Annotated in this window: 26 protein-coding genes; 10 read left to right on the forward strand and 16 right to left on the reverse strand. The window is 59.8% G+C overall.

Annotated features, from left to right (window positions below):
- Positions 1–148 precede the first annotated feature (148 nt).
- The 3 genes from GRI43_RS07650 to GRI43_RS07660 are packed head-to-tail and all read left to right on the forward strand — an operon-like array spanning position 149 to position 5,676.
- Entirely contained in the window at positions 149–2,359 is a 2,211-nt protein-coding gene (locus GRI43_RS07650; protein ID WP_160730407.1) for a penicillin acylase family protein, read from the forward strand.
- A gap of 50 nt (positions 2,360–2,409) precedes the next feature.
- The gene (locus GRI43_RS07655; protein WP_160730408.1) at positions 2,410–5,340 is read left to right on the forward strand and encodes a M16 family metallopeptidase; all 2,931 of its coding nucleotides are present in this window, start codon (positions 2,410–2,412) and stop codon (positions 5,338–5,340) included.
- A gap of 30 nt (positions 5,341–5,370) precedes the next feature.
- Positions 5,371–5,676 (forward strand): hypothetical protein, encoded by a 306-nt coding sequence (locus GRI43_RS07660; protein ID WP_160730409.1) that lies wholly within the window; start codon positions 5,371–5,373, stop codon positions 5,674–5,676.
- Between the two features lie 96 nt (positions 5,677–5,772).
- Here the strand turns inward: GRI43_RS07660 and GRI43_RS07665 are convergent, their stop codons facing one another.
- From GRI43_RS07665 to rpsU, 12 genes are all read right to left on the reverse strand, one after another.
- On the reverse strand, positions 5,773–5,922 hold the full coding sequence (locus GRI43_RS07665; RefSeq protein WP_160730410.1) for a hypothetical protein: 150 nt from the start codon (positions 5,920–5,922) through the stop codon (positions 5,773–5,775).
- 36 nt (positions 5,923–5,958) lie between these two features.
- The gene (locus GRI43_RS07670; protein WP_338090022.1) at positions 5,959–6,933 is read right to left on the reverse strand and encodes a hypothetical protein; all 975 of its coding nucleotides are present in this window, start codon (positions 6,931–6,933) and stop codon (positions 5,959–5,961) included.
- 64 nt (positions 6,934–6,997) lie between these two features.
- The gene (locus GRI43_RS07675; RefSeq protein ID WP_160730702.1) at positions 6,998–7,114 is read right to left on the reverse strand and encodes a hypothetical protein; all 117 of its coding nucleotides are present in this window, start codon (positions 7,112–7,114) and stop codon (positions 6,998–7,000) included.
- Between the two features lie 261 nt (positions 7,115–7,375).
- A complete protein-coding gene (locus tag GRI43_RS07680; protein ID WP_160730411.1) occupies positions 7,376–8,203 on the reverse strand; it encodes a hypothetical protein in 828 nt (275 codons plus the stop codon).
- Entirely contained in the window at positions 8,200–8,736 is a 537-nt protein-coding gene (locus GRI43_RS07685) for a hypothetical protein (protein ID WP_160730412.1), read from the reverse strand. The genes GRI43_RS07680 and GRI43_RS07685 overlap by 4 nt, the downstream gene beginning before the upstream one ends.
- A 79-nt stretch (positions 8,737–8,815) precedes the next feature.
- On the reverse strand, positions 8,816–10,315 hold the full coding sequence (gene gatB, locus GRI43_RS07690; RefSeq protein ID WP_160730413.1) for an Asp-tRNA(Asn)/Glu-tRNA(Gln) amidotransferase subunit GatB: 1,500 nt from the start codon (positions 10,313–10,315) through the stop codon (positions 8,816–8,818).
- Positions 10,316–10,618 (reverse strand): hypothetical protein, encoded by a 303-nt coding sequence (locus tag GRI43_RS13865; RefSeq protein ID WP_202391612.1) that lies wholly within the window; start codon positions 10,616–10,618, stop codon positions 10,316–10,318. It lies immediately after the preceding gene.
- Positions 10,609–12,096, reverse strand: coding sequence for an Asp-tRNA(Asn)/Glu-tRNA(Gln) amidotransferase subunit GatA (gene gatA, locus GRI43_RS07695; RefSeq protein ID WP_160730414.1), 1,488 nt, complete (start codon positions 12,094–12,096; stop codon positions 10,609–10,611). The genes GRI43_RS13865 and gatA overlap by 10 nt, the downstream gene beginning before the upstream one ends.
- A complete protein-coding gene (gene gatC / locus GRI43_RS07700) occupies positions 12,096–12,398 on the reverse strand; it encodes an Asp-tRNA(Asn)/Glu-tRNA(Gln) amidotransferase subunit GatC (RefSeq protein ID WP_160730415.1) in 303 nt (100 codons plus the stop codon). Before gatC ends, gatA begins: the two co-directional genes overlap by 1 nt.
- A gap of 57 nt (positions 12,399–12,455) precedes the next feature.
- The gene (locus GRI43_RS07705; RefSeq protein WP_160730416.1) at positions 12,456–14,186 is read right to left on the reverse strand and encodes a DUF4153 domain-containing protein; all 1,731 of its coding nucleotides are present in this window, start codon (positions 14,184–14,186) and stop codon (positions 12,456–12,458) included.
- Positions 14,187–14,242: 56 nt separating this feature from the next.
- Positions 14,243–14,824, reverse strand: coding sequence for an FKBP-type peptidyl-prolyl cis-trans isomerase (locus GRI43_RS07710; RefSeq protein WP_160730417.1), 582 nt, complete (start codon positions 14,822–14,824; stop codon positions 14,243–14,245).
- Between the two features lie 120 nt (positions 14,825–14,944).
- Positions 14,945–15,145, reverse strand: coding sequence for a 30S ribosomal protein S21 (gene rpsU, locus GRI43_RS07715; RefSeq protein ID WP_067611817.1), 201 nt, complete (start codon positions 15,143–15,145; stop codon positions 14,945–14,947).
- Positions 15,146–15,385: 240 nt separating this feature from the next.
- On the opposite strand from rpsU, the gene crcB reads away from it, so the two are divergent.
- Genes crcB through GRI43_RS07745 form a run of 6 tightly spaced genes read left to right on the forward strand, consistent with a single transcriptional unit; the run spans position 15,386 to position 19,250 of the window.
- A complete protein-coding gene (gene crcB, locus GRI43_RS07720) occupies positions 15,386–15,796 on the forward strand; it encodes a fluoride efflux transporter CrcB (RefSeq protein WP_160730418.1) in 411 nt (136 codons plus the stop codon).
- Positions 15,793–17,082: an RluA family pseudouridine synthase gene (locus tag GRI43_RS07725; RefSeq protein ID WP_160730419.1), complete on the forward strand. Its 1,290-nt coding sequence runs from the start codon at positions 15,793–15,795 to the stop codon at positions 17,080–17,082. The genes crcB and GRI43_RS07725 overlap by 4 nt, the downstream gene beginning before the upstream one ends.
- Positions 17,082–17,690, forward strand: coding sequence for an FMN-binding negative transcriptional regulator (locus GRI43_RS07730; protein WP_160730420.1), 609 nt, complete (start codon positions 17,082–17,084; stop codon positions 17,688–17,690). The genes GRI43_RS07725 and GRI43_RS07730 overlap by 1 nt, the downstream gene beginning before the upstream one ends.
- Positions 17,687–18,340 (forward strand): HAD-IA family hydrolase, encoded by a 654-nt coding sequence (locus tag GRI43_RS07735; RefSeq protein WP_160730421.1) that lies wholly within the window; start codon positions 17,687–17,689, stop codon positions 18,338–18,340. Before GRI43_RS07730 ends, GRI43_RS07735 begins: the two co-directional genes overlap by 4 nt.
- The gene (locus tag GRI43_RS07740) at positions 18,337–18,558 is read left to right on the forward strand and encodes a hypothetical protein (protein ID WP_160730422.1); all 222 of its coding nucleotides are present in this window, start codon (positions 18,337–18,339) and stop codon (positions 18,556–18,558) included. The genes GRI43_RS07735 and GRI43_RS07740 overlap by 4 nt, the downstream gene beginning before the upstream one ends.
- Positions 18,555–19,250, forward strand: coding sequence for an ATP12 family chaperone protein (locus GRI43_RS07745; protein ID WP_160730423.1), 696 nt, complete (start codon positions 18,555–18,557; stop codon positions 19,248–19,250). The genes GRI43_RS07740 and GRI43_RS07745 overlap by 4 nt, the downstream gene beginning before the upstream one ends.
- Positions 19,251–19,267: 17 nt before the next feature.
- Here GRI43_RS07745 and GRI43_RS07750 read toward each other — a convergent pair whose 3' ends face one another.
- From GRI43_RS07750 to GRI43_RS07765, 4 genes are read right to left on the reverse strand one after another with little or no spacing between them, the layout of a single operon-like run.
- Positions 19,268–19,885 carry an ABC-type transport auxiliary lipoprotein family protein gene (locus GRI43_RS07750; RefSeq protein ID WP_235903635.1) on the reverse strand — a complete coding sequence of 206 codons (618 nt, stop codon included), beginning with the start codon at positions 19,883–19,885 and terminating at the stop codon, positions 19,268–19,270.
- Complete coding sequence (locus tag GRI43_RS07755) at positions 19,882–20,832, reverse strand: MlaD family protein (RefSeq protein WP_160730424.1); 951 nt, start codon at positions 20,830–20,832, stop codon at positions 19,882–19,884. The genes GRI43_RS07750 and GRI43_RS07755 overlap by 4 nt, the downstream gene beginning before the upstream one ends.
- 9 nt (positions 20,833–20,841) lie before the next feature.
- A complete protein-coding gene (locus GRI43_RS07760; protein WP_160730425.1) occupies positions 20,842–21,696 on the reverse strand; it encodes an ABC transporter ATP-binding protein in 855 nt (284 codons plus the stop codon).
- Positions 21,696–22,808 (reverse strand): MlaE family ABC transporter permease, encoded by a 1,113-nt coding sequence (locus GRI43_RS07765; RefSeq protein ID WP_160730426.1) that lies wholly within the window; start codon positions 22,806–22,808, stop codon positions 21,696–21,698. Before GRI43_RS07765 ends, GRI43_RS07760 begins: the two co-directional genes overlap by 1 nt.
- Before the next feature lie 79 nt (positions 22,809–22,887).
- On the opposite strand from GRI43_RS07765, the gene GRI43_RS07770 reads away from it, so the two are divergent.
- Positions 22,888–25,599: a valine--tRNA ligase gene (locus GRI43_RS07770; RefSeq protein ID WP_160730427.1), complete on the forward strand. Its 2,712-nt coding sequence runs from the start codon at positions 22,888–22,890 to the stop codon at positions 25,597–25,599.
- The last annotated feature ends 163 nt before the right edge of the window (positions 25,600–25,762 follow it).

The raw sequence follows: 25,762 nt of genomic DNA on the forward strand, positions 1-25,762 counted from the left end.
CCCATTTTCCCATGGAGGTGTATTACTCACATATGGAACCCCGGCGAACCTACAAGATGGCAGCGAAAAAAACTCATACGTGATTGTCCAGACGCTTCACCGATGCCGTCAAGCCCGCTAGGCTGCCTGGCAAGAGAGGAAATTACAGATGAAGCGATGGATTGCGCGTGCCGGATGGGCCGTGCTCGGCCTAGTGCTGGCGGTATTGATCGGCCTGATGGTGTGGGAACCGCTGGCAGCCGGGAAGAGCGCGGCACCGGACACCGACCGCACTTATGAGGCGGAAATCGTTCGGAGCGAATTCGGGGTGCCGCATATCTACGGCGAAACTGACGCAGATGTCGCTTACGGCGTGGCCATCGCCCATTCGGAAGATGATTTCTTCACCTTGCAGGACGTGATCGCGATGAGCCGCGGACGTTACGGCGCAATCGCCGGGGAAGAAGGCGCTCAGGTCGATTTCGCTTATCACCTGCTTGATGCGCGCGGGACCGCCGAACGGCATTATTCCGCCCTGCCCGCCGATACGCGCGCTTTGTTCGAAGCCTACGCCACCGGCCTGAACCAATATGCCGATGAACATCCGGCACAGATCAAGCTGGCGAATCTGTTCCCGGTGAACGGTCAGGATGTGGCGGCTGGGTTTGCCTTGCGTCAGCCGTTTTTCTTTGGTCTCGGCAACACCATTGGCCCTCTGGTCTCCGGTGATCCGCTTCCGCGCGAATTCGGCCCGGCCATTCCCGGCTATGCTCCGTCAGACGATGCTGAGCCGATCATGGATCTCAGCGGGGAAGATCAGGTCGCCCGCGCATTACCAATCCATATGGGCGAAGACGGCGCTTTGGCCGGATCGAACGCGTGGGCGATTGCTCCGGACAAATCGGGCGACGGGGTGACCCGGCTCGTTTCCAACAGTCACCAGCCGTGGCGGGGCGGCGTCGCTTGGTATGAGATGGTCGTACAAAGCAACGAGGGCTGGCATTATGCCGGGGCCAATTTTCCGGGCAGCCCGTTCCCCTTCCTTGGCCATAACGAGAATTTGGGCTGGACCAACACGGTCAACCGGCCCGACATGACCGACATCTACCGCCTCGAGGTGGATGAAGCAGGCGAGAATTACCGTCTGGACGGCAAATGGATCCCGCTTGAACAGCGTAGCTTCACCTTGCCGGTAAAGATGGGGCCGTTGGTTCTGCCTGTGCGCCAGACTGTCTATCGCAGCGTGCATGGTCCGGTAATCCGCAATGACGACGGCTATTTTGCCATCCGTTACGGCGGCATGGACAATTTGGGTCAGCTGGACGCGTATTACCGCCTCAACAAGGCCGAAACGCTCGAGGAATGGGAAACCATTCTGGCACGCATGGACATCCCCTCGACCAACTTCATCTACGGCGACCGTGAGGGCAACATTGGCTACGTCTACAATGCGGCAATCCCCGATCGGCCGAAGGGACCAAACTGGCGCGGTATCCTGCCAGGCGATGACAGCTCGCTGATCTGGAAAGATGTTGTCGAATATTCCGCCATTCCCAAGGTGATCAACCCGTCCAGCGGGTGGGTTTATAACGCCAACAACCAGCCCTATTCCGCAGCCGGACCGGCCGATGATATCGACCCGGAAAGCGTGCCCGCCGAAATGGGCGTGGAGCTGAAGATGACCAATCGCGCAAGGCGCGCGGAAGAACTGATGAACCGCGCCGGCAGGATCGACCGATTGACGCTTGAACGGATCAAATACGATACCGGCTATGTGCGGGCGGATTACGTCGACACGATGCTGAACAGCGTGGCACTGCTCGATGTGACCGACGATCCGGAATTGCTGGAGGGACAGCGCCTGCTGGCTGAATGGGATCTGTCATCAGACGGTGTCGGACAAGGCGATGCCATCGCCCTGCTGATGGTGCGGCCATGGATGAGCGCCGAATACCAGAACAAGGCTCTGCCCGATGCAAGAGAAGAGCTGCAACGCTCGGTTGATCACCTGATCACCCATTTTGGACGGCTGGACCCACCAATGTCAGAATTGCTGCGATTGCGGCAGGGCGATGTCGATCTGCCACTGGACGGGGGCAGCGATACTCTGAGGGCATCTACCCTGTGGGACGTCGATGACGATGGGCGGCTATCCGTGCGGCACGGGGACAGTTTCCTGATGTTCGTCGAATGGGAACGCGGAAAACGGGTGCGGTCGCAGTCGATCCAGCCATACGGAGCGGCCACCACAAGGCCGAACAGCCCACACTATGCCGACCAGGCACCCCTGTTCGTTCGCAAGGAATTAAAACCGGTCCATTTCTGGCGCGTTGATGCGCTGAAAAACGCCGCTCATCGAAAAACGGTCACCAACAGGTGAGCCGCTTTTAAAACTGCCACCGGACTAAATTTACCTCAGAGGACTGATACATGCGCCTTCAACTACTCGCACGCTTTGCTTCTGCCAGCCTGATCGCGCTGTCGCTGGCGGCATGCCAGACGACTGCGGCAGAACCTATTGCGGTTTCTTCCGCGCTGCCGGGCGACAACACTGACGCGCAGGTGGCAAGCGCTGATCCGGCTCCGGTCTCGGAACTGATCGATGCGGTTTCGATCCCATACGAATCGTTCCAGCTGGAAAACGGACTGACCGTTCTGGTGCACGAAGACCGCAAGGCCCCGGTGGTCGGCGTATCGATCTGGTATAATGTCGGCTCCAAGCACGAGCCTGAAGGCAAGACCGGTTTTGCCCATCTGTTCGAACACTTGATGTTCAACGGGTCGGAAAACGCGCCAGGTGATTTCTTCGAGCCTCTGCAGCAGGTCGGCGCGACCGATTTCAACGGCACCACCTGGTTCGACCGCACAAATTACTTCGAAACCGTCCCTACCGGCGCGCTCGACCGGGCGCTGATGCTGGAAAGTGACCGGATGGGATATTTGCTGGGTGCGGTCACGCAGGAAAAGCTCGATAACCAGATCGGGGTTGTCCAGAACGAGAAACGCCAGGGTGATAACCAGCCATACGGGCTGACCGAATACGAACAGCTGGAAAACCTCTATCCTGCGGGCCACCCCTATCACCACTCGACCATCGGATCGATGGACGACCTGTCCTCGGCCACGCTGGAAGACGTAAAACAGTGGTTCCGCGACAATTACGGGCCGAACAACGCAGTGCTGGTGCTGGCTGGAGACATCGATACCGCCACCGCGCGGGAAAAAGTGACCAAGTGGTTCGGTGCAATCAAGCGCGGGCCGGAGACCACACCTGTCGCGGCCCCTGTCCCGACATTGCCCGAGCCAAAATTGAAAACGATTTACGACCGGATCGCCTCCCCTCGCCTGTACCGCATGTGGGCCGTTCCTGGGCTGGACAATCCTGACTTCCTGCCGCTGTCGATGGGCGCAACCGTGCTTGGCGGCCTGGCCTCATCGCGGCTGGACAATGCGCTGGTGCGCGAACAGCAACTGGCAGTCCGGGTCGTCGCACGGGCGGAAATTTTCGCCCAGGCCGGTCAATTTGTTGTTTACGCCGATGCAAAGCCCGGCGTTGACCAGGAGGAACTCGCTGCCGCACTCGATGCAGAGATCGAGAAATTCATGGCTGAAGGGCCAACCGCTGGCGAAATCCAGCGGGCGACAACAGTCTACGCCGCTGGCCAGATCCGCGGGCTGGAGCAAGTTGGCGGGTTCAGCGGCAAGGCACCAACACTGGCCGAAGGCTTGCTGTATCAAGGCGATCCGGGCGCGTACAAAACCACGCTGCGCCGTGCGGCCGCATTGACGCAGGAGGAAGTGCGCGATGTGACCGCGAAATGGCTCTCACGTCCGGTATTCGAACTCATCGTCGAACCCGGCGACCGGCAGGAAGGCGGCGAAAACCGTGGAGGTTTCGTAATCGCTCCAGAGGGATCGAGTGCGATGCAGCCGGCGTTCTTTATCAACCCTGCCGCAATGCAGGGGTCGGTAGGCGTCGCCGTTCCGGAAGCAGACCGGTCGCAATTGCCGCCTGTGGGCGAGCTAAAACCACTCGATTTCCCCGACATTGAACGCGCGACCCTGTCCAACGGGATGGAAGTCTATTTCGCCCGCCGCGATGCAGTCCCCGCCGTTAGCGTGCGGGTTGCGTTCAATGCAGGTTACGGCGCTGACCCCGCTGGCCGCTTGGGCCTGCATTCGCTGATGCTCAGCGCGATGGACGAAGGGACCACCTCGCTCAGTTCGTCGGAACTGGCGGTCGCCCGCGAACAGCTCGGTGCCTCGATCGGAGGCGGCGCAAATGCCGACACCACGTTCTTCAGCCTCGATGCGGTGACCCCGAACCTGCTCGGATCTCTGAACCTGCTAGCCGACTACATTCGCAACCCCGCATTCGACGCGAGCGAACTTGAGCGAGTGCGCGCACAGCAATTGACGCGGATCACCAATGAACTGAACAACCCGGCGCAGATCGGGCAACGGGCGCTGCTGCCGATCCTGTACGGGCAAGACCACCCTTACGGCATTCCGCCCAGCGGCACCGGCGACCCGCAGGTGGTGCAGACAGTCACGCGCGAGGAGATTTCCGATTTCCACCGCATGTGGCTGCGCCCCGATCTGGCAAAGGTGTTCGTGGTTGGCGACACCACGCTGGAGGAAGCCGTCCGTATGCTTGAGGCAAGCTTTGGCGACTGGCAGCCGCCAGCAGTCCCGGCACCGGAAAAAACCTACGATGCGCCCATCCCCCAGCCTGAACAGCGCATCATCCTGCTCAACCGCCCCAATTCGCCGCAGTCGATTATCTTCGGCGGCCTTGTGCTGGAACAGAAGGGCACAGACGACCTGACCGTGCTTCAATCGGCCAATGAGGTTTTCGGCGGCAGTTTCCTCAGCCGGATCAACATGAACCTGCGTGAGACAAAGGGATGGTCCTACGGCGTGCGCAGTATGGTGCGGGCACCGCTCGACCGGTCGTATTTCATGATCTACGCGCCGGTTCAGTCTGACCGCACGGGCGACTCGCTGGCCGAACTGCGCAAGGATTTGGCCGAGTACACCAGCGGCAAGGGCGTGACCGAAGAAGAGCTGGTTCGCCTGATCAATGGCAATGTGCGCGAATTGCCGGGCCAGTTCGAAACCAGCGGTGATGTGCTGGGCGGGATCGTCAACATCGTGACCTACGATCGCCCGGACGATTATTACGAGACGCTGTCCGAAAAATATTCCTCGCTCACCGCCCAGCAGCTTGACGCTGCGGCATTGGGGGCTCTGCGCGAGAACCAGATCGTCTATGTTATTGTCGGCGATGCAGAAGTGGTGCGCCCGCAACTTGACGCATTGGGCCTCCCCGTGGAAGTGCGGGAAACATCAGGCGAATAAGCCGTTCGAATTGTATCAAAGGAGAATATTATGTCCGTAGCAGGTACTTATGATTGCGTAACCAAGAGCCCTATGGGCGACCAGAAGAGCACTTTCACCGTCGTCCCTGGCGATGACGGCACCACCTTCACCGGCACCAATGCCGGCGCAATGGGCAGCATGGACGTCGACGACGGCAAGATCGACGGCAACAAGCTGACATGGAAGATGAACATGACCGTTCCGATGCCGATGACCCTCGACTGCGAAGCAACCGTCGATGGCGATCAGCTGGTCGGCAACGTCAATGCAGGCGCATTCGGTTCGATGGCCATGACCGGTGAGCGTCAGGGCTAAGCTGCTGTCAAACGACTAGCGCTTAACCAAGCCAAAAAAAAGGGGCGCCGGAGTATTCCTCCGGCGCCCTTCTTTTTTGCCTGTCGTCAGCGCGGATCACATCAGCTTGACGCGGTCCATGATGCCGCGGACTTCCTCGATATTCTGGTCGAAGAAATGCAGCCGCGGCGCGGTGAAGTTTACCACGTAGAGTTCGCCGTTGTGCACCGCCATGCGCGCTTCGCCGCGGTAGTCGTGAATGCCCAAGGTTGATGAAAAACAAGGCTTATACGGCGCCCGCGTTCATTCTACAGTAAACCCGAAAACGCGAGCTCCCGACGCTCCTGCGGTACCAGAGATACCGGGCCCAACCCCTCCTCCAAGCGCAAAGATGAAACCGTATTCACCAGCTTCAAGTTCTGTCTCAGATTGTATTTTATAAACACCAGGGGACACCTGTTCATAGACGAAAGCTATTTGATCCTTATCCATAACGCCGGCTTTGACGCCACCAATATTCATACTTCCAATTCTGGCTTCTCTTCGACCCTTTTTTTCCTTCAACTTGACGAGTGAAAACTCATTTGGAGATTGGATTGAAGCCCCAAAACCCGTGGAAAAAGTACCTGACTGCCCGCCATTCGCAGAATCCAGATAGATGTAGAAAGTCGGACGGCGCGAACTCGAGTTGACGCGTGCTGTTTCTCCCGGAATAACCGCTTTGACGCTAGCCGATGCGATACCGCCAGTTATGGCATATCCAAGAATCCCGCCTGTCTTGGTCTGCGTTGAGGCAATAGGGTCAATCTTCCACATACGTGGTTCGCTTGACCAATCATCAAATAGATAGACGCCTGTGAAATGAGGAATAAGTGGATTAGGTGAATCCTCGGACAGATCAGGTTCCACAGTTGCGCGCTTGACCATCGCGGCTATGACAGAGCTTGGCACACCTTGGTCTCTGAGCGCGAGCAGTGTTGTTGTATCTGTCAGATACTCGCTATCACTAGTCTCGATCTTGGCAATCACAGCTTCTTCACCGAGGCCAGCAGCCAAGAGCGCGACAACATCTGAGTTCGAGAGTGTTTCGGCATGCGCGTTAGTCGCAAAAAGACTCATGCATGCAATTACTCCGCCTATGTATTTCTTCATTTTGTGCCCCACAACCTTTTGAATTTCTGACATAGTCTTTTTGATAACAGAAGCCAGCCCGGTTACAAGATGCAATGCAGTGAGATAACCTTTCAAGATAACTCGAAAAATATTGCTCGATTTCACAAATCGTGCTGGGCAAATTAGGGTCAGGCAAGAGAGAGTTTAGGCCAGCCTCGCTTTCAGTCATTCAATGACAGCAGCCCGGGTTAGCCTTTCCCTGCATAGTCTGGCCGACAAAGAAGCCGAGACGCTTGTTTTTCCCGCTCTTGCACTGTTCGACCTTGTCGCAATTATCGGCGATGATCGCACTCTCAGCTTAACCAATGTATGCCGGTGCGTGACCACTAGTTCAGGTGCCCAGATCGTTTCCTGCCGGGCACCCAACAGCAAACCGTAGGATATGCGATCAGTTATCCAGCTCTGAGCTTCACCCTGTTGTTCAATAATATAGACCGCAGCGAGTGAAACCGGATCAGTCAATATCCGGCTCGGCGCAGGTGCATTCAATTGGGCCGCTATTGTCAGGTATCCCGGTCTGGACGAGGTCGATGAAGGAGCACCAAACCTAGAACCGTTTTGGAACGGTCCTGCCAGTCTTCGCATCGATCACATTGCCGGCATCATAGGCCAGAACGCCAGGTATTGGAGCCAGCCGATTGGCGAGAAGCCTGGCCGGTTCAAGAAAACTGCCGGCCGCTTCATATTCTGCTGCTTCGACGGAAAGCCGGGCAAGCTGCCCGGGGACGGAATTGCCGACCGGCGGACGCACGCCCGCAGCGAACATCGGATAATCTTGCCGCATTTTCTTGCCGAGCCCGGTATCTTGGGCAAGTTCCGGAAACTCACTCTCGCTCCAAGCCAAGTCGATCAGGATCGACCCCAGATTCGTAACCCGGCCCGCCTTCGCACCAAACGATACAGTGCCCATGCAATTGCACTGCCAGAGGTATTTATTGAAGCCGAGGCCATAGAACACATACTCGCCCGGCTGGACCGCGATCACGAATATCCGGTCGTTGCCTTCCTTAGAATAGAAACGGCCATTCTCTAGCTGGTAGAGGTTGATCGCTTCGGAATATTCAAAGGCGAAAGTCTCAAGCGGGCCGATGTCCTCATCATTCTTGAGCGCTTCGTTATACGCTTGCTGCTTGGCCGCGCGGTACCCGCCCAGTTCCTGTTCGCTTGGTTTGCGCAAGAAAACCGGTTGCAGCTTGGTCGAAACCGAAGTCGCAGGCATGCGGATCAGCAGATACGCCCTGTCACTGGCGATCTCTATGTCAGCGCCTTTACGAAAGTGCTGAAAATTGACGCCATCCTGAGCCAATGCTGCATTCGGCAATGCGAGTGCGAGCGAGACGCAGAGAGCGAAGGTGAAAACAAGCCGCGTGATCATGATGTCACCTTCGGGGTCGATGGAACAGGTCCCGATGCGATCGCCGCCTGAAGATTGATAAGTTCGGAAGGGTTGTCGCCTTCATGGATTTGCTTCCACATCGGTTCGGTCACCGAATATCGGTCGAAACCGCGAGGAAGCATACAGCGCATCATGACCTGCTGGCGGATGCTGCGATCCAGCGGGCCTTCCAGAATGGAATAGAATGCCAGACCGACAAGTCCGTACGACCCGTTGAACTCCACCTGCTCCGCAGTCCGGTCACTGTCTTCCCAAGCCAAAAAGGCCGGCATTTTAAGCTGCTTGCCGCGTGCCAGATGGCTGCTGCATTCGGCAATCTCGCGGCGCGCGTCAGCAAAGCTGGTGCCCACCTTGTGAAAGACGAAGAACTTCAGTTCATTGCCATATTTGCCATCGGCGGCGACCAGGTCAGGAACTTCGATTTGCGGCTGCCGCTCGTCAGGATCAGCTGGCGGGGGTTCTTGCGAATAAACCGGCGCGGCTGCCAGTGCCGCGCCAATGCAAAATTTCATTCCAAGCCGCATTATGAACACCCCCACCCACTGTAGCGCTGCGCAATACTATGGCATCGGGGCCTCACCGCAAGCGCAATCAGCCCAGCTTGTCTTTGAGCAACTGATTCACGACAGCCGGATTGGCCTTGCCCTGCATCGCTTTCATCGTCTGGCCGACGAAGAACCCGAACAGCTTGTCCTTGCCGCCCTTGTACTGTTCGACCTTGTCGCCATTGGCGGCGATGATCGCGTCGATTGCTTCCTCGATAGCGCCGGTGTCGCTGACCTGTTTCAGGCCTTCGGTGTCGGCGATTTCATCGGGGCTGCGTCCGGTTTTCAGGACAATCTCGTAGATTTCCTTGGCCTGGCCGCCCGAAATCTTGCCCGTGTCCTGCATTTTCAGGATCGCGGCCTGCGCTTCTGCGGTGGCGTATTCGAGGTTCGCTTCATCTCCGAGCGATTTGACCACGCCCGGTGCGGTCGACATCGACCAGTTTGCCACGGTGGTCGCGGTGTCGCTTTCGGGCTTGCCCAGATGTTCGGCAGTGATCGCCAGCAGCGTTTCGAACCGGGCGAAGGTTTCCACCTCTGCAGTCAGGACGTGCGCGTTGTATTCGCTCAGCCCCAGTTCGTTGATGTAACGCAGGCGCTTGGCATCGGGCAGTTCGGGCAGGCTCGCACGGCATTCCTCGAGGAAATCGTCCTCAAGGTTCAGCGGCAGCAGATCGGGGTCGGGGAAATACCGGTAATCATGCGCGTCTTCCTTGCTGCGCATGGAGCGGGTTTCGTTCTTGTCCGGATCGTACAGGCGCGTTTCCTGCACGACTTCACCGCCATCTTCGATCAGATCGACCTGACGGCGCACTTCGCTTTCGATAACCGCCATCACAAAGCGGACCGAGTTGACGTTCTTCGTTTCAGTGCGCGTGCCCAGCTCGGTATCACCGACCTTGCGGACCGATACGTTGACGTCGGCGCGCATCGAGCCTTGCTCCATGTTGCCGTCGCACGACCCGACATAGCGCAGGATCGAACGCAGCTTGCGGACATAGGCACCGGCCTCGGCAGGCGAAGTCATGTCCGGCTTGGAGACAATCTCCATCAGCGCCACACCGCAGCGGTTGAGATCGACATAGGACATGGTCGGGTGCTGGTCGTGCATCAGCTTGCCCGCATCCTGCTCGACGTGAATGCGCTCGATCCCGATGATCTTGTCTTCAGGGATTCCGGCCTTCTCGTCCTTCTCGATCAGCAGCTGTCCCTCGCCCACAATGGGGTGGTAAAGCTGCGAAATCTGATAGCCCTGCGGCAGATCGGCGTAGAAGTAGTTCTTCCGGTCAAACCGCGAATATTTGTTGATCTGCGCCTCGATCGCCATGCCGGTGCGCACCGCCTGACGGATGCACTCGGCATTGGGCACGGGCAGCATTCCGGGCATCGCCGCGTCGATCAGCGACACCTGCGTATTCGGCTCCGCACCAAAAGTGGTGTCCGCGCCGCTGAACAGCTTGCTCTTGGAAGTGACCTGCGCATGGACCTCAAGGCCGATCACGACCTCCCATTCGCCCGTTGCGCCGTGGATGCGGTAGTTACTCATCTATACACCATATTTCCTGTCAGCAGCTGAACCGTCGGACCTTCTCAATCCAGTTGCAATTTCTTCTCTTACATTGCTGTCGAGTTCTCCGCCCAATTCAGCTTGTCCTACACAACCCCAGCAATCCCCGCCGCAATCAATCGACAATGGATCATCGTCAACATCCAGCTTTCGCTGGCAAATGCTGCAGAGGGGCACTGCTTTCGAAGTGATGACATCGTTCTTTGCAAAGCGAAAATAGGCATATATTGCGACGAGCAACGCCGCAGCAGACGCAAGCGTTACTCCGACATTCACCACCACTTCTCCGGCTTGGCCGTAAACCCAGCGCGTTCTTCAATCGCCAGCCCTGCGTTCAGCACGCCTTGCTCGTCAAAGGCCTTGCCGACGATCTGGAGGCCCAGCGGCAGCCCTTCGCTGTTCACGCCGCAGGGCACGCTCATTGCAGGCAGTCCGGCCAGCGATGCTGGCACAGCAAACACATCGTTGAGATACATTGCCAGCGGATCGTCCGATTTCTCTCCGAGGCCGAAGCTGGCGGTCGGCGTTGTCGGGGCAAGGATCACATCGCAATGTTCCCACGCCTTTTCGAAGTCCTGCGCCACCAGCGCACGAACCTTTTGCGCCTGATTGTAATAGGCATCGTAGAAGCCCGCGCTGAGCACATAGGTACCGATCAGCACGCGGCGCTTCACCTCGTCACCGAAACCGGCGGCGCGGGTGGCGGCGTACATATCCTGCAAGCCTGCGCCCTCTGGCAGATCGCGCAGGCCATACCGCACGCCGTCATAGCGCGCGAGGTTGCTCGAGGCCTCTGCGGGGGCGATGATGTAATAGGCGGGCAGCGCGTATTTGGTGTGCGGCAGGCTGATATCGACGATTTCAGCGCCTGCATCTTTCAGCCATGCAATCCCGTCATCCCAGCTTTTCAGGATTTCAGGATCGGTGCCTTCCATCCGGTATTCCTTGGGGATGCCAACCTTTTTGCCCTTCATGTCTGAATTGAGCGCAGCTTCCCAATCGGGAACGGGCATGTCGAGGCTGGTCGAATCCTTCGGATCGAAACCCGCCATCGCACCGAGCATGATCGCGCAGTCGCGCACGTCATGCGCCATCGGGCCGGCCTGATCGAGGCTGGAGGCAAACGCCACCACGCCCCAGCGCGAACAGCGGCCATAGGTCGGCTTGACACCGGTAATGCCCGCAAATGCGGCGGGCTGGCGGATCGAGCCGCCTGTGTCGGTGCCGGTTGCAGCGGGGGCGAGCCGCGCTGAAACGCAGGTGGAGCTGCCGCCGGAGGAACCGCCGGGGCTCATCTGGGTGTTTGAGCCGCCGCTGCGCCGCCAAGGCGACACGACATTGCCGAAATAGCTGGTCTCGTTTGACGAACCCATCGCGAACTGGTCGAGGTTCAGCTTGCCCAGCATACCCGCGCCCGCCGCCCACAGATTGGACGAAACGGTGCTTTCATACTGCGGAGTGAAACCTTCCAGAATGTGGCTGGCCGCGGTGGTCTGGACACCCTTGGTCGCGAACAGATCCTTCATGCCGATCGGCACACCGGCCATCCGGCCCAGTTCCTTGCCCGCCGCGCGGTCGGCATCGACTGCGTCGGCAGCGGCAAGCGCCGCGTCCGGGGTGGTCACGATGAAGGCGTTGAGCGCATCCTGCGCGGCCGCGACATTGGCATTGAAAGCCTCTGCCACTTCGCGCGCGGTGAAATCGCCCTTGGCGACGCCATCGCGGATTGCCGCGACGCCGAGTTCAGTCAGATTGGTCATTATTCGATTACCTTCGGCACGCCGAAAAAGCCGTGTTCGGCAGCGGGCGCATTGGCCAGAATATCGTCGCGGCGGTCACCGCCGGTCTTGGGGTCGGCATTGACCACGTCATCGCGCAGGCGCAGCGTGTTGGGGATCACCGCCGTCATCGGTTCAACACCGGTGCAGTCGACCTCGCCCAATTGCTCGACCCAGCCGAGGATATTGTTGAGTTCGGGGACCATACGCTCGAGCGCATCGTCATCCATCTGGATACGGGCCAGAGACGCAATCTTGGCCACGGTTGCTTTATCTACGGACATGACGCCGCGTTAGCCGCGCCTGCGGCACGCTTCAAGCAGGTTTCGCGCGCGAGGAGCCTATTCGAACGGTTCGCCTATCGGCTTGCCATCCACATAGACACGCCGGCCTGTCCATTCGCGGATTTCAACGTCAGAATTCGCCGACACTTCGGCATCCTTTTCAGGCGCTTCTGAGGCAAGCTCCACTGCGCTGACAGCATCCATTCCCTGGGCCTTCAACTCGTTCAGCGGCTGGTTTGTGTCGATGGTCAAATTATACAGTCCCCGCCCCTCAGCAATCGCCACCGTGTGCACGCCGTCTTTTTCCTCGAGGTCAAGAGCGACACAGGGCTTGTCGCAGCTCCAGCGGCGGCCCGCGATGGTCAGTTCGACGCGGCGTTTCAGATCGGGATCGTCAAACTCCATGCGCAGGTTGGCAAGGCGGCGATCACGGTCGCTGGTCTGCTCCTTGATCGGGCCATACCGGTAGGGCCGCGATTCTTGGGCCAGCGCGATTTCCGCGCCTTCCTTGATCGCGGCATCGCTGCTCTTTGCCAGTTGTGCCAATGCCTCGCGCCCCGGATCGCCGAAATCCCAGCGCAAGGCTGTGTAATCGAATTCATCAGCGCTGACCTTGCCGCTTTCAAGCCGGCTGAGCTGATTGCCGGTTGAAATCGCCCCGAAATTCAGGATCGGCATTGCGAGCAAGAACGCGATGACACAGGTGATAACCGCGAGATGCAGGTTCGCCTGCCGCAGTAGATCGCGCCACCCATCCTTGCGCCCGCGGATCGCGGCGACGAAATAGCCTGCCCCATATGCCACCGCGACGCCAATCGCGATCAGCGCCCACAGGCGTTCCGGGCTAAGGCCGTGCTGGTCGATGCGCGTTCCCATCGACAGTGCGGCCATCGCGGCCAAAGGCAGGATACCGATGGCGAGCACGAAACCGGCGATCCGCAGAATGCGCGAATTGCTGGCATCGGCATCGTCATCGCGGACGACCGCATTGGTCAGCACAAACGCGCCAACCGCGCAGGCTAGCAGCAACGGCGTGGCGCTTTTGGTGGCGGCCCACAGCACGTCGATGCCCGATAGCGCCACGGCCAGCAGGAACAGGATTAGCGCAATCGCCAACGGCACGGCCAGGATCGACAGCACCAGCAGAACGACCGACTGCAGCGTCCCGATGATTTTCATCTGGTTGCGCAGAACGCCAAGCGACGCACCGAACGCCGCACCGGAAAACATCCAGCCGAACCATTCCTCGTCTATCAAATCTTTCAGCAGGCTGATCTGGATAACGTCGAACAGTGCAGCAAGGATCGCGATCAGCGCCCAGCTAAGCCCGGTAAATGCAAGCGCGCCCGCCCCGCAGATCGCATCGCTCCAGACATGGTAATGGGTGACTTTATAGGGGGTTTTCCAGCGCAGCTTGTGGAAGCCCGACTGGAACAGTGGGACCGACAGCAGAACCGCCAGAATGCCTGCAGCAACCCAGTATTCTGTGTCGCTGTAACGGTCCTGCACGCTGGTCACGCGCCATGCGATGCCCGCCATGACTGCGCCGACACCAAGGCCGAAGATCGCAGGTGCCACCCGGTCATTTCGGTCGATGGTGAGCGCGGCTGCAACCGGCCCGAAGAAGAAAAACGCTACTAGCGCCATGCGCCACGGCGTGTCGCTGCCCCCGTCACTGGCAAGATGCACCGCCAGACCCGCGAGGCCAAGCAGGCCAGCAAGCAACCAGGGCCGCAGGGGCCAGTCGTCTGGCCGCGCCGCCTCTATAGCAGTGTCGTTCTCACCCACGCCGCATCCCCTCCGTTACGGCAGCCAGCAATTTTATCCGATCAGTAAAAGCCTGATCAGTTGGCGCCCGGCCCCGAAGGCGGACCGGCCGGCCCACCAGGGCCGCCTTGTTGCTGCTGCATTTGCATCATTTGCTGAAGTGCCTGAAGCCGCATTTCGAAATCCTGCCGGCCCATGAAATCAACCACTTCGATCTCGAAGGTGAGGTCGGCGTTTGCCGGGATCGGCGAACCGGCTGGCGGCTCTGCACCATATGCCTGCGCGGCTGGAATCTCGAGGACGTATCTGCCGCCCTTCTGCATCTTTTTCAGGCCTTCCGCGAAACCGGGGATGGTCGCGCCATCTTCCAGCGGAAACGGATTGCCCTTCGGGAAGATACCTTCAGGGATTGGCGGGTCCTGCGATTCGTCGAACACAGTGCCATCGGCCAGCTTGCCGGTGTAATTGATGAACACCACGTCGCCGTCCTGCGGGGTCGGGCCCGTGCCTTCCGAAACCGTTTCGATCGAAACACCCTGCGGTACGGCCGACCATGCGATTGCCGCACCGATCAGTACGGCAACGATGATCCCGATCCACAGCTTGGTCAGGGAACCCTTGGCAATGGGGTGGATCGGTACGCGGGTGACTTCGGTCATGGATTGGTCCTGGATTTCTGATCTGTTTCAGCGCCAAAAACAAAAGGGCGCGGATTGCTCCGCGCCCTGATGGCTTATCGCTGTGCTAGGTTCAAGCGAGTAATCTGGAATGCGTGGCGATTAACCGTCGCGTTCCATCCGCTTGCGGTCCATCTTGCGAGCGCGGCGAACTGCAGCTGCCTTTTCACGGGCGCGCTTTTCGCTTGGCTTCTCGTAGTGGCGACGCAGCTTCATTTCGCGATACACGCCCTCACGCTGCAGCTTCTTCTTGAGCGCGCGGAGTGCTTGGTCGACATTGTTATCGCGAACCATGATCTGCATAAATTCAATAACCTCACAGCAAAGGAGCAGAGACCGCAAGAGCGCGGTTTGCCCTCAGAAAAATCAACGAAAAGTGGGCCGAATCCATAACGGATCGGCTCGAACTGGGGCGCACCTAGCGAATCGCGGCAGTTTTGGCAAGGGCTTAGGACGCCCCAGTTTGCTCCGCGAAGCCCGCCGATGATGCAGCGGCGGCTTTGCCTGCTTTCCCTATGGCCCCTGCACGGCTAAGGAGCCGCCATGTCCTCTCTCTCACCATTAGCAGCAACCCTCAATGTCGCATTGGGCGGCGCTGTCGGCGCGGCCATGCGTTACCAGACCGGGCGGCTGATGACCGGCTGGCTTGGCCCCAAGGCTGTTACTGCATTTCCATGGGCCACGCTGACGGTAAACATCACCGGTAGCCTGCTGATGGGCCTGTTTGCGGGATGGATGGCCCGGCACGGCGGCGCAGGGGGCGAACAATGGCGCCTGCTGATCGGCGTAGGTTTGCTCGGCGGATTCACCACTTTTTCCAGCTTCAGCCTTGAGATGATGCTGCTGATCGAGCGCGGCCAGGTCGGCCAGTCGCTGCTATACGCGTTCGTTTCGGTCATGGCGGGCCTGATCGGACTTTACCTTGGATTGATCGTAATGAGACTTGCAGCATGAGCGGCGAAGATAAAAATCCCGACGGATCGGGCGTTAACCCGTGGGATTCGGCGAAGGATTCGGACAATGTCCGCCAGTTCACGGTGGGCAAGGATGACGATGACATCCGGCTGGACCGCTGGTTCAAACGGAACTTACCGCAGATCGGCTTTGCCATGGTCAGCCGCTGGGCGCGCACCGGCCAGATCCGGGTGGATGGCAAGCGGGTGAAACCGGAAGACCGGTTGAAGGCAGGCCAGATGCTGCGCGTTCCGCCGGGCGGCGAGACAGCGCAGCGCGGCCCGCGTAAGCGGGAGGAACTGTCGGACGAAGATATCGCCCGCGCCGAATCCATGCTGATCGCGCAGGACAAAGCATCCATCACGCTTAACAAACCTCCGGGTCTTGCCACGCAGGGCGGCACCGGCATGAGGGATCACGTAGACCGCCTGCTGGATGCCTTTGCCGGCGAAAATGATCCGCGCCCGCGCCTCGTCCACCGGCTGGACAAGGATACCAGCGGCGTGCTGCTGATTGCCCGCACACCGGGCAGCGCGGCGTATTTCTCCAAGCGTTTCTCGGGCCGTTCAGCCAAGAAGATTTACTGGGCGCTGGTGGTCGGCGTGCCCGAGGTGCAGGACGGTGTTATCGAGGCGGCACTGGCCAAACAACCGGGCACCGGCGGCGAAAAAATGCATGTCGATGAAGCGGCGGGGCAACCTGCCAAAACCCGCTACCGCGTAGTCGACCGCGCAGGAAACCGCGCGGCATGGGTCGAATTGCAGCCCTTCACCGGGCGCACCCACCAGTTACGCGTGCACATGGCGGCAATCGGGCACCCCATCGTTGGCGACGGCAAATATGGCGGTCCCGATGCTTTCCTGACCGGCAGCATCAGCCGCAAGATGCACCTGCATGCGCGGCGCCTGATCATCGACCACCCGGATGGCTCGCCGCTGGACGTTGTGGCCGATCTGCCTGAACATTTCGCATCGAGCATGGAACAGCTCGGTTTCGATGAGAACGACAGCGACGCCCGGCCCGACGAAGGCCCCGGCCCGATGCCGAAGGAGCTGAAGAAGAAGGCCGCCCGCCAGCACGCCAAGCAAATCCGCAAGGATACGCGCGGCGAGCGGCGCTCGCGCGGGGCCACTGACAAAAACCCGAAGAAGAAGCTGGGCAAAAAATCGACTGCCAAATTCGCCAAGGGCGGCGCGCCAAAGCCCAAAGGGCGCGGCAAACCCGGCACACGCGGAACGGCAAGTCGCGGAGCAAAGCCTGGCCCAGGCAAAGGAAGCAAGCGGTAATGCATCCCAACCCGGCCTATCGCGGCGGCGACAGAGCGTTGCAGGAAACGCTGATCGACCAGATCGGCATGGGAATGGTCTTCATGCAGACGCCGGATGGTCCGCGGGTGGCGCATACGCCGCTGCTGTCCACCGGTGACGGGGCGGTCCAGTTCCACCTCGCGCGTGGCAATGCGCTGAGCAGGTATCTGGCTGGAGAGAACGCCCTGATCGTCGTCAACGGACCCGATGCCTATGTATCGGCACGCTGGTATGAAGACCGCAACACCGTTCCGACGTGGAATTTCGTCGCGCTGGAACTGGAAGGTCCGATCAGGAAAATGGCCGCAGAGGGTACGCTTGCCATGCTCGAAACGCTGTCGCAGCGGCACGAAGGCCGCGTCGAAGGCGGCAGGCCGTGGACGATGGATGAATTGACCGATGAACGGAAACGGCGCCTGATGTCCGGTATCGCCGGTTTCGAGATGGAAGTGCGTGCGTGGCGCGATACGGTCAAGCTTTCGCAGGACGATAGCGCCAGCGACCGCACGCGCGTGGCAAAGGGGCTTGAGGCCAACGGATCGGTTGCCGTGGCCGAATTGATGCGCACACTGGTGCCAGACCAATGACCATCAAATTGGCCGTATTCGATTGCGACGGCACGCTTGTCGACGGGCAGGCAAGTATTTGTGAAGCGATGGAGATCGCCTTCCAAACCGCAGATCTGCCCCCGCCAGACCGTCACGACATTCGGCGCATCGTCGGGCTCAGCCTGCCGCAGGCGCTTGGCCATCTGGCACCCGACGCCAGCGGCAGGCAGCGCGCAGCCGCGGTCGACGCCTACAAGGACGCGTTTCGCACCAGCCGTCTGGAAGGAAGATTGCAGGAACCGCTTTTCCAGGGGATCAAGCCGCTGCTTGACCGGCTGCTGGCCGCTGACTGGACGCTGGCAGTCGCCACCGGGAAATCCGACCGGGGGCTCTATTCTTGCCTGATGATGCACGGCCTGAGCGATCATTTCGTGTCTTGCCAGACAGCCGACAGGCATCCATCCAAACCCCATCCCGACATGCTCCATGCCGCAATCGAAGAAGTGGGTGCGAGCGTGGCGGATGCGGTGATGATCGGAGACACCACCTTCGATATCGAAATGGCCAAGGCCGCCGGCGTTCGCCCCATCGGCGTCGATTGGGGCTATCACACCCCGGCCGAACTCACAGGCGCCGGAGCAGAGGCTATCGCCGCCAGCCCATCACATCTTGGAGACATCCTGATATGATCCAGAACAATGACGATGCAGTCGCCCGCACGCGGTATTTCATCATCTCGCTGACCCGCCTGTTCGGGGCAATCATGCTCATTCTGGGCATTCTCGTGGTCAACGGAACCATCGGCTGGCCGGATATTGCCGGATACGCGCTGATCGTGGTCGGGATCGCCGATACTTTCCTGATCCCGCAACTTCTGGTGCGCCGGTGGAGGACACCCCCGCAATGAAGCGGTTTTACACGGACGTCTCGGTCAACAGCGGTAATGATGCGTACTGGATTGAACTGGATGGCCGGCCGGTCAAGACTGCCTTGGGCAACCGGCAGATGCTGCCGAACAGGGCACTTGCTGAAGATATGGCGCAAGAATGGTCTGCGCAGGGCGATCCGATCGACGTGAACCTGTTTCGCCGCCGCGACCTGGCCGATTATGCCATCGACCTGATTTCGCCCGACACGGATGCCGCTGCCGCGAAGCTTCTGCCATTTCTGGAAACTGACACACTGTGTTACCGCGCCGGCCCGGACGAACCGTTCTTCCGCAGACAGGAAGAAATCTGGGAGCCGATCATCGAGCGGTTCGAGCAAGACGAAGGTATCCGGTTGGAACGGGTCAGCGGCATCGTCCACCGTCCGCAGCCCGATGCCTCGCTTGCAAAAATGCGTGAACGTCTGGCCGCGATGGACCATTTTGCGCTGGCTTCGCTGCAAAGCATGACTTCGCTTGCCGCCTCGCTATCAATCGGGCTTCTGGCAATGGCCGAAGATGCCGATGCCGACGCATTGTGGAATGCCGCCAATCTGGAAGAGGACTGGCAGATCGAACAATGGGGTGAGGACAGCGAAGCGCAGGCAGTGCGCAAAAGGCGCACCGCAGATTTCATGAACGCATTTGAATTTGCGAGACTGGCCCGCGCCTGAGCGCGGCCGCGCCGGGTTTATCCGCCTGCAACCCAATCTGCGACTTGCCCCGCAACATCGTTAGCCGCACGGTTCAGCCCATCTCCGACCGGCCCCGCTTCCGCCAGGATGCCGGGTTGCACGCTTTCGAAGCGGCGGGTTTGCAATGCGCCGTCAGGCTCGCTGCGAATGGCATCGAAACGCACAATCACCGATGATGTGCGAGCATCATAGCCGAATTCGCGCAAGGTCCCTCGAATGGTCGAAGCAGCGCCAACGCCCGGATCATCCCCGTCGATCACCAGCCCGCCGGTGCGGGTACGCAGTGTTTCGGCCAGCAATGTACGGAACAGGCGCGACGGCTTCTCAACCCAGACCGCGTCTTTCAGATAGGCGATTTCGGTTGCATCGACCTGCACCGGCACCCGGGCAACACTCAGCCGGGCGGATGTTTCAGGTTCCAGAACCTTTATCGCAGTCGCTCTGCTACCGGCGGTCCCCGTTCCTGCAGGGGCAGAGGCGGTGGCTGTCAGCGTCAGCAGGCTTTCGGGCGGTTCGGACGACAGGCTGATGCACCCGGACAGGGCGATCACAGCCATGGCGGCGGCACCGTTACGGATCATGGCCAACATCGGCGGGTTCCTCTTGTCTTTCATGGCTCATACTCCGGCAGCGGTTTGGAACCGAGCAGCGACCCCGCCCCTTCGTTCTCCAGCCGTTCGGTAACGCTGCGCAGTGCCTTGCTGGTGGCACGCAGGTCTTCCAGCGTCGCCTCTGCAGCAGGCAAGGTTTCGGTCGACAGCTGGCGCGCGGCAGGCCGTGCATCTTCCAGCGTGTCGCTGAGCGATTTCGCCGCCGTGTTCGCAGTGCCCAGTGTCTCGCGCAGCTGCTTTGCCAGGGAAGCGCCTTCGCTGTTGAGCAACTGGTCGGTCGAATCGGTGACCTTTTCGAACGAATCCAGCGCCTCACCGGCTTCTTTCAAGGTATTTTCCAGCTCCGCCATGGTCGATTTGATTTGCGGGGCCGTGTCGGCAAGCTCGTCGGTCATCCGGTTGGTATTGCGAAGGATACCGGCAATCTCGCCCTGGTTCTTGTCAGAAAGCAGCTCGGTCATCCGCTCGGTCAGCGTCGCCAGACGTTCGAGCAGCAGCGGCGCATTGGACAGGATCGCCCCGAAGCCGCCGGCCTTTGGCGGGATCTGCGGAACGCCGTCTTCAAGGCAGGATGTTGTTTCGCAAGTAATTGGCGGTGCGCCCTGACGCGCGCCATCAAGCAGGATGGTTGAAACGCCGGTAAACGATCCCTGGATGGTCGCTGTCGTCCCCATCAGGATGGGAACCTCTTCCTTCACCCGGATACGCACGCGGACGAAACTGGGATCGTTTTCATAGATCGCGATCTGCGTCACCTGACCGGCGGGCACGCCTGCGAAAGACACTTGCGATCCGTTGGCCAGCCCGTCGACCGATTGCTGGAACAGGATATCGTAATCCTTCTGCGCACCCTGGCCCAACTGAGCGATCCAGATGATGAATGCGGCCAAAGCGGCAAGCAGCAGCAAGGTGATCGTACCGACCCACAGATGATTTGCACGCGTTTCCATACTGTTTCCTTATGCCCCGCCCTTGCGCGGCTTGTCCATCGAACGTGATGCGCTCGAAACTTCCCGTTTGCTTTCGCGCGCCTGTGCGGCCTGTGCTGCGCGTCCACGAGGGCCGGTGAAATAATCCAAAATCCACGGATGCTCTGTGGCGAGCAGTTCGTCGATCGTACCAACGCCGATGACCTTGCGATCCGCGATCACCGCGACCCGGTCGCAAATCTCATGCAGCGTGTCGAGGTCGTGGGTGATCAGGAACACCGTCAGGCCCAGCGTATCCTGCAATTCCTTGGTCAGCTTGTCGAACTTGGCCGCGCCAATCGGATCGAGGCCCGCCGTAGGCTCGTCAAGAAAAAGCAACTCCGGGTCCAGTGCCAGCGCCCTGGCAAGGCCCGCGCGCTTCTTCATCCCGCCGGAAAGTTCCGACGGGTATTTGTTGACCGCTTCTGCCGGAAGACCCGACATTATCACCTTGTACAGCGCGATCTCGTCGAGCAGCTTCTGGCTAAGTTCGGGGTAAAACTGTTTCAGCGGAACCTGCACGTTTTCGCCCACTGTCAGGGTCGAAAACAGCGCGCCGCCCTGAAACAACACGCCCCAGCGCGACCGGACGCCAATCTCCTCATCCGGCTCAGCTTCGGTGATCGAATTGCCGAACACCTCGATATGCCCCTCATTGGGCCGCTGCAGACCGATGATGGACCGCATCAACACCGACTTACCGGTCCCGGAACCGCCCACTACGCCCAGGATTTCACCCTGTTTCACTTTCAGAGAGAGATCTTCGTGGACCGTTTGAGTGCCAAACCGGTTGACCAGACCGTCGACCACGATCGGGTACTGGAATTCACTTTCTTCGCCGCTCATCAGCCCCACCCTATTTCGGTGAAGAATACCGCGAAAAACGCGTCCAGCACGATGACCATGAAGATTGCGGAGACAACTGCCATCGTGGTGCGCCGCCCGACCTGCTCTGAATCGCCTGCCACTTGCATCCCGTGATAGCACCCGGCGATACCGATAATCAGGCCGAACACCGGCGCTTTGATCAGGCCGACCCAAAGGTCATACAGCGGCACGACTTCCTTGATCCGTTCAAGGAAAGTCAGGAACGGTATGCCCAGCGACAGGTCGGCGACCACTGCGCCGCCAACGATCGCGACAACCGACGAATAAAAGCCCAGCAGCGGCATCATCAAAACCGCCGAAAGAATACGCGGAATCACCAGCGCCTGCAGCGGCGAAATGCCGATGGTGCGCATCGCGTCGACTTCTTCGGTCAGTTTCATGGTGCCGATTTGCGCGGCGAAGGCAGATCCGGAACGGCCCGCGATCATGATCGCGGTCATCAGCACGCCCAGTTCACGCAGGGTGATCCGGCCCACGAGATTGACGGTCAGCGTTTCGGCACCGAACTGCGCCAGCTGCACCGCGCCTTGCTGCGCGATGACGATACCGATCAGGAAACTCATCAGGCCGACGATTGGCAGTGCGCGAATACCCACCAGATCAAGCTGGCGGACGACAGCCTTGCCGCGGAACAGGCGCGGCGAGCGCAGCAATTGGCCCACCGCAATCAGCGTCTGACCGAGGAATCCGACCACGCCCTTGATCCCGCCGACGAATTCTTCGACGAGAACACCGACATGTTCGGCAGCGCGTTCGTAACCGGGGCGCAAATCCGTCGCTTCCGGTTCGACCTCATTCGCCGATTCGATTTCCTTGAGCAGACGCGAGGCGCGGTCCCCGGCGCCGACAATCGGCACGCCGAGCCGCGTAGACAGGCGCGCTGCAATCCATGCGCCCACGGTGTCGATTGCGGTTACACCGGACAGATCGACCGCCCCGACATCGCCATCCACATCGCGCAGGTCCGCGTCGATTTCGCCAATGGTCGAAACGAGATACGCGCCGGTCAGGGCCAGCACAGGGCCGCTTTCCGCGCGCTCTTCAATGCTGAAATGGGCCCCGTTATCCATATGACGGAGCTATGCGGCGAAAACTCTCTCCATACAAGCCGTTGCGTGCGCCGGTTGTCGCTGGCAAAGGCCGGTCACTATGACCACCGAACTCGCCAAGACATTCGATCCGGCTGCCATCGAGCAGCGTTGGTACCAGCACTGGGAAGAACAGGGGCTTTTCCGTCCCGAGCGTCCCGACGCGCAGCCCTTCACCATCGTGAACCCGCCGCCAAACGTCACCGGCAGCCTGCATATCGGCCATGCGCTGGACAACACGCTGCAGGATATCGTGATCCGGTACGAGCGGTTGCGCGGCAAGGATGCGCTGTGGGTGGTCGGCACCGACCATGCGGGCATCGCGACACAGATGGTGGTCGAACGCCAGCTGGAAGAGAAGCAGGACAAGCGCACCAATTATTCGCGCGAGGAATTTGTCGAGAAGGTCTGGGACTGGAAACGCGAAAGCGGCGGCACCATCACCACCCAGCTGCGCCGCCTGGGCTGTTCGATGGACTGGAGCCGCGAACAGTTCACCATGGACCCGCATTTCAGCGAGGCCGTGCTCAAGGTCTTCGTCGATCTGTATAATGACGGGCTGATCTACCGTGATAAACGGCTGGTCAACTGGGACCCCAAGCTGAAAACCGCGATTTCCGATCTCGAGGTCGAGACGCAGGATATCAAGGGCAGCTTCTGGCATTTCAAATACCCGCTGGAAGACGGCGTTACGCTGGCTGACGGACGCGACTATATCGAGGTTGCGACCACCCGCCCCGAAACGATGCTGGCCGACATGGCGGTTGCCGTGCACCCGGATGATGAACGCTACGCCAGCGTTGTCGGCAAGCATGTCGTGCTGCCGATTACCGGCCGCAAGGTTCCGATCGTCGCGGATGAACATGCCGACCCCGAACTGGGCAGCGGCGCGGTGAAGATCACGCCGGGTCACGATTTCAACGATTTCGATGTCGGCAAGCGCGCAGGCTTTGCCCCTGCCGATATGCTCAACATGCTCGATGCAGAGGCCAATGTTTGCCAGACGGCAGACGGCCTGGTGCCTGACGAGTTTCTTGGCCTGCACCGTTTCAAGCGTGACGGTGTGGACGGCGCGCGCGAACTGGTGATTCAGCGCCTGAAGGAACAGGGTTACCTGATCCCGCACATAACCAAGACGAAAAAGGGCGAAGAGGTCGAACTCGACGCGGAACCGCGCACAATTGCCACCCCGTTTGGCGACCGCGGCGGCGTGGTGATCGAACCATGGCTGACTGACCAGTGGTATGTCGATGCCGCGAAACTTGCGGTCGCGCCGATGGAAGCTGTGCGAAACGGCGACATCGAGATTATTCCGCAAAGCTGGGAAAAAACCTTCTTCCACTGGATGGAAAACATCCAGCCGTGGTGCATTTCCCGCCAGCTGTGGTGGGGGCACCGGATTCCAGCGTGGTTCGACGAAAGCGGCAATGTGTTCGTCGCCATGACCGAGGAAGAGGCCCAGGCAAAGGCTGGCGAAGGCGTTACGCTGAAGCGCGATGAAGACGTGCTCGACACGTGGTTTTCCTCCGGCCTGTGGCCTTTTGCCACGCTCGGCTGGCCCGACGAAAACGCGCCGCTCTATCAAAAGCATTATCCCAACGACCTGCTGATTTCCGGCTTCGACATCCTGTTTTTCTGGGATGCGCGGATGGCGATGCAGGGGATGCATCTGACCGGTCAGGCCCCTTGGAAACGGCTGTATCTGCACGGTCTGGTCCGCGCGGCAGACGGCTCCAAAATGTCCAAATCAAAAGGCAATGTGGTCGATCCGCTGGGCCTGATCGATCAATATGGCGCCGATGCGCTGCGGTTCTTCATGGCAGCGATGGAAAGCCAGGGCCGCGACATCAAGATGGATGACGAGCGGGTCAAGGGTTACCGCAATTTCGCGACCAAGCTGTGGAACGCGGCCCGTTTTTGCCAAACCAACGGCATCACCGCATCGGCTACCATGGAAGCTCCAGAGGCGACCAGCGCGGTCAACCGCTGGATCATTGGCGAAGTTGCCGGAACGCTGACGAAACTGGATGCGGCGATGGCCGATCTGCGTTTCGATGCGGCGGCCAACATCATCTACCACTTTACATGGGACACATTCTGCGATTGGTATATCGAACTGATCAAAGGCAATTTTGACGAGGAAACGAAGGCTGTTGCCGGTTGGGTCCTCGACCAGATTCTGGTGATGCTGCACCCGTTCATGCCGTTCGTCACGGAAGAGCTGTGGAATGCACAGGGCGACCGTGCAAACTACCCGCTGATTACCGCCAAATGGCCTGAATTTGGAGCGGGTGTCGATGCCGAGGCCAAGTCCGAAGTCGAATGGCTGATCGGTCTGACCAGCGCGGTTCGCGCCGCCAAGAACGAGCTTGGCATCCCGCCGGGGCAAAAGCTGGAGGCTTATTGCGAGGCACCCAGCCCGCTTGCCGCTGATGCTATTGCCCGCAACAGCGCGGCGATCGAACGGCTAGCCCGGATCAGCGCGATCCATACCACGCACGCGCCTGAAGGGGCGGCAATGCAGATCGGCGCAGGTTCGGACACGCTGGCAATCCCGCTGGAAGGCCTGATCGACATCGATGCGGAAAAGGCCCGCCTGACCAAGGCTCTCGAAGTCTCTGCCAAGGAAGCAAAATCGCTCGAAGGGCGATTGGGCAACGCGAACTTCGTCGAACGCGCAAAGCCCGAGGCGGTGGAGAAGGCCAAGGCCGACCACGCGCATCACAGCGCCGAAGTCGAACGGCTGACTGCGGCGCTGGAACGGCTGGGATAAGGCACGGTGTCGGTGGCGGTATTTTCCTACCCCGCCGATATCTGGCACACCGCGACCATGGAATACGCAGCGACACATTTCGGGGCAAGCTTCTGGCGCACTGCCAGGCGCATTGGCAGGCGCATTGACAGGCGCTCTGGCAGACCCGGTATTTTCTGCCTCA

The sequence above is a fragment of the Pontixanthobacter luteolus genome, from assembly GCF_009828095.1.
GTDB classification, from domain to species: domain Bacteria; phylum Pseudomonadota; class Alphaproteobacteria; order Sphingomonadales; family Sphingomonadaceae; genus Pontixanthobacter; species Pontixanthobacter luteolus.

Excerpts from the sequence above, each read along its gene's own strand:
- GRI43_RS07685 (WP_160730412.1), bottom strand. The coding sequence starts at position 8,736 with ATGAAATTTTGCATTGGCGCGGCACTGGCAGCCGCGCCGGTTTATTCG.
- GRI43_RS07750 (WP_235903635.1), bottom strand. The coding sequence starts at position 19,885 with ATGAAAGACAAGAGGAACCCGCCGATGTTGGCCATGATCCGTAACGGT.
- gatA (WP_160730414.1), bottom strand. The coding sequence starts at position 12,096 with ATGACCAATCTGACTGAACTCGGCGTCGCGGCAATCCGCGATGGCGTC.
- GRI43_RS07680 (WP_160730411.1), bottom strand. The coding sequence starts at position 8,203 with ATGATCACGCGGCTTGTTTTCACCTTCGCTCTCTGCGTCTCGCTCGCA.
- GRI43_RS07735 (WP_160730421.1), top strand. The coding sequence starts at position 17,687 with ATGACCATCAAATTGGCCGTATTCGATTGCGACGGCACGCTTGTCGAC.
- GRI43_RS07740 (WP_160730422.1), top strand. The coding sequence starts at position 18,337 with ATGATCCAGAACAATGACGATGCAGTCGCCCGCACGCGGTATTTCATC.
- GRI43_RS07650 (WP_160730407.1), top strand. The coding sequence starts at position 149 with ATGAAGCGATGGATTGCGCGTGCCGGATGGGCCGTGCTCGGCCTAGTG.
- GRI43_RS07660 (WP_160730409.1), top strand. The coding sequence starts at position 5,371 with ATGTCCGTAGCAGGTACTTATGATTGCGTAACCAAGAGCCCTATGGGC.
- GRI43_RS07745 (WP_160730423.1), top strand. The coding sequence starts at position 18,555 with ATGAAGCGGTTTTACACGGACGTCTCGGTCAACAGCGGTAATGATGCG.
- rpsU (WP_067611817.1), bottom strand. The coding sequence starts at position 15,145 with ATGCAGATCATGGTTCGCGATAACAATGTCGACCAAGCACTCCGCGCG.
- gatC (WP_160730415.1), bottom strand. The coding sequence starts at position 12,398 with ATGTCCGTAGATAAAGCAACCGTGGCCAAGATTGCGTCTCTGGCCCGT.
- gatB (WP_160730413.1), bottom strand. The coding sequence starts at position 10,315 with ATGAGTAACTACCGCATCCACGGCGCAACGGGCGAATGGGAGGTCGTG.
- GRI43_RS07770 (WP_160730427.1), top strand. The coding sequence starts at position 22,888 with ATGACCACCGAACTCGCCAAGACATTCGATCCGGCTGCCATCGAGCAG.
- GRI43_RS07725 (WP_160730419.1), top strand. The coding sequence starts at position 15,793 with ATGAGCGGCGAAGATAAAAATCCCGACGGATCGGGCGTTAACCCGTGG.
- GRI43_RS07755 (WP_160730424.1), bottom strand. The coding sequence starts at position 20,832 with ATGGAAACGCGTGCAAATCATCTGTGGGTCGGTACGATCACCTTGCTG.
- GRI43_RS07710 (WP_160730417.1), bottom strand. The coding sequence starts at position 14,824 with ATGACCGAAGTCACCCGCGTACCGATCCACCCCATTGCCAAGGGTTCC.
- GRI43_RS07730 (WP_160730420.1), top strand. The coding sequence starts at position 17,082 with ATGCATCCCAACCCGGCCTATCGCGGCGGCGACAGAGCGTTGCAGGAA.
- GRI43_RS07655 (WP_160730408.1), top strand. The coding sequence starts at position 2,410 with ATGCGCCTTCAACTACTCGCACGCTTTGCTTCTGCCAGCCTGATCGCG.
- GRI43_RS07760 (WP_160730425.1), bottom strand. The coding sequence starts at position 21,696 with ATGAGCGGCGAAGAAAGTGAATTCCAGTACCCGATCGTGGTCGACGGT.
- crcB (WP_160730418.1), top strand. The coding sequence starts at position 15,386 with ATGTCCTCTCTCTCACCATTAGCAGCAACCCTCAATGTCGCATTGGGC.
- GRI43_RS07765 (WP_160730426.1), bottom strand. The coding sequence starts at position 22,808 with ATGGATAACGGGGCCCATTTCAGCATTGAAGAGCGCGCGGAAAGCGGC.